Origin of the sequence: Thermoactinomyces sp. CICC 23799 (assembly GCF_016055145.1) — a bacterium.
GTDB lineage: Bacteria > Bacillota > Bacilli > Thermoactinomycetales > Thermoactinomycetaceae > Thermoactinomyces > Thermoactinomyces intermedius.
The window spans coordinates 1-2,077 of the sequence record NZ_JAECVV010000022.1 but is presented as its reverse complement, the minus strand read 5'-3'; the positions used below and the strand labels follow the sequence as shown (position 1 = coordinate 2,077).

General features: G+C 51.1%; 1 protein-coding gene. It reads right to left on the bottom strand.

Features of this window, described 5'->3' with window-relative positions; translation table 11 throughout:
• On the bottom strand, positions 1 to 2,077 hold a 2,077-nt coding region (locus I8U21_RS14715; protein ID WP_232337701.1), incomplete at both ends, for a condensation domain-containing protein.

Here is a 2,077-nt window from a genome sequence, read left to right as displayed (position 1 = left end):
TCTTCATAGGTCCACTTTTCTTCGCCGCATACCACTGCCACCCGGTCCGGCTGTTTTTCCACCCGTTCTTCAAACCAGGACGGAATCGTTCTTCCCCGCGGATACTCCAGACGGGTTTGGTTAAAGGTTTGCAATATCTCCCATTTTTCTTCCAACGTGGGAAGCTCAATCTCGCACAGCCGGATTCCGGGATCATCCACGATCTGTTCAAGAATGTGAATAAAGTGGCCGATCATACGCCGGATGGTCCCGGGTTTGAACAGGCAGGTGCTGTATTCGACAACCCCTTTGAATGTTTCCCCGTCTTCCGCCATCATCCAGCTCAAATCAAATTTCGATTTTTTCCATTCAATCTCCCCTTGGCGAATCTTCAGTCCTTGCAGTTCGAAAACCGGCATGTCGATATTCTGCATGGCAAACATGGTGTCAAAAAGGGGGTTGCGGCTCAAATCGCGCCGGGTATCCAGCTTTTCCACCAATTCCTCAAACGGATAATCCTGATGCTCATACATTTGCAGGACGCGTTCCTTCACCTGTTCCAAAAAGGCTGTGAACGGAAGTTGCAAATCGATCCGGTTGCGAACCACAAGCGTATTGGCAAACATCCCCACCATGGACTCCAAACCGGCATACGATCTTCCGGCAATCGGTGAGCCGACGATGATGTCGTTTTTGCCGCTGTATTTTGCCAACAGCAAATTGTATGCGGCCAAGAGGGCCATATACGGGGTTGCTTTTTTCTCATCCGCCAGCCGTTTCAATTTCCGCGTTAACCGGGGCTCAATTTCAAACGTCATATGGTCCCCGTCAAACCGTTGCACGGAAGGACGCGGATAATCCGTGGGCAGGTCCAGAACCGGAAGTTCGCCGGAAAGTTCATCCATCCAATACTGCTCGTGTTTTTTCCATGCGTCCTTTTGTTTTTCATTTTGTTGCCAGACGGCGTAATCCTTGTATTGCAGGGACACCGGCGGCAACGTTTCTCCCTGCAGGTATTTCATCAAATCCCGGAACAGGATGTTCATCGAAACGCCGTCGGAAATGATGTGATGCATGTCGATGACCAGGATCTGTTCTTCTTCCTTGGCATATTCAATCATTCCCACCCGGATCAGCGGGGCTTTCTCCAAATCAAACGGACGGATGAACTGTTGAATTTTTTGTTTCACATCCAAACGGTCCCGGGCTTGATAACGCTCCGCCCGGACCTTCACATCGGTATGAATTTTTTGCATCAATTCGCCGTCAATGAGATGGAACGAAGTGCGCAAGGATTCATGCCGTTTAACCAGTGCCCAGAATGCTTCTTCAAGCCGGGAAACCGGCAAATTTCCTTGGATATGAAAGGCATGGGGCATGTTGTAACCGGTGCCCATTCCTTCCAGTTGCCCGACCACATACAACCGTTTCTGTGCGGATGAAACCGGATAATAAGCCTGTTTGGGTGCCGGAGCGATGGTGACGTGTTCAACCGTTTTTTGATTTTCGATGTATGCGGCCATCTCCTTGACCACGGGACGGGCAAAAATCTCCCGCAAAGGCAGTTCCGCATGCATCCTTTTGTGGACTTGCGCCGACAACATCATCCCTTTCAGGGAGTTGCCGCCTTTTTCAAAAAAGCTGTCATGGACTCCGATTTGTCCGGTATGGAGAATCTCCTTCATGATTTCGATCAACTGTTCCTCGGTGGGAGTGGCCGGCGCGTCATCCTTGTTCCGGGTGGTGTCGGCATCCGGCAACGGCAATGCTTTTTTGTCCACTTTCCCGTTTCGGGTCAAGGGGAGTTTCTTCATTTCGATAAAGTGAACCGGAACCATATAGTCAGGCAACTTCAAGCTCAAATGCTCCCGCAATTCTTCCGCGGAACAAGGAGAAGACGCCACGAAATATGCGCATAACTCCGGTTCTTGAGAAGGATTCGGCTGCACGGTGACAAAGGCCTCCCGGATGGAAGCATGCTCCAACAAACGGCTGGCGATTTCCCCGGGCTCGATACGGTAACCGCGGATTTTCACCTGTTCATCCATCCGTCCCAGAAACTCCAGGCGCCCGTCCGGCAACCACCGCACCAAGTCTC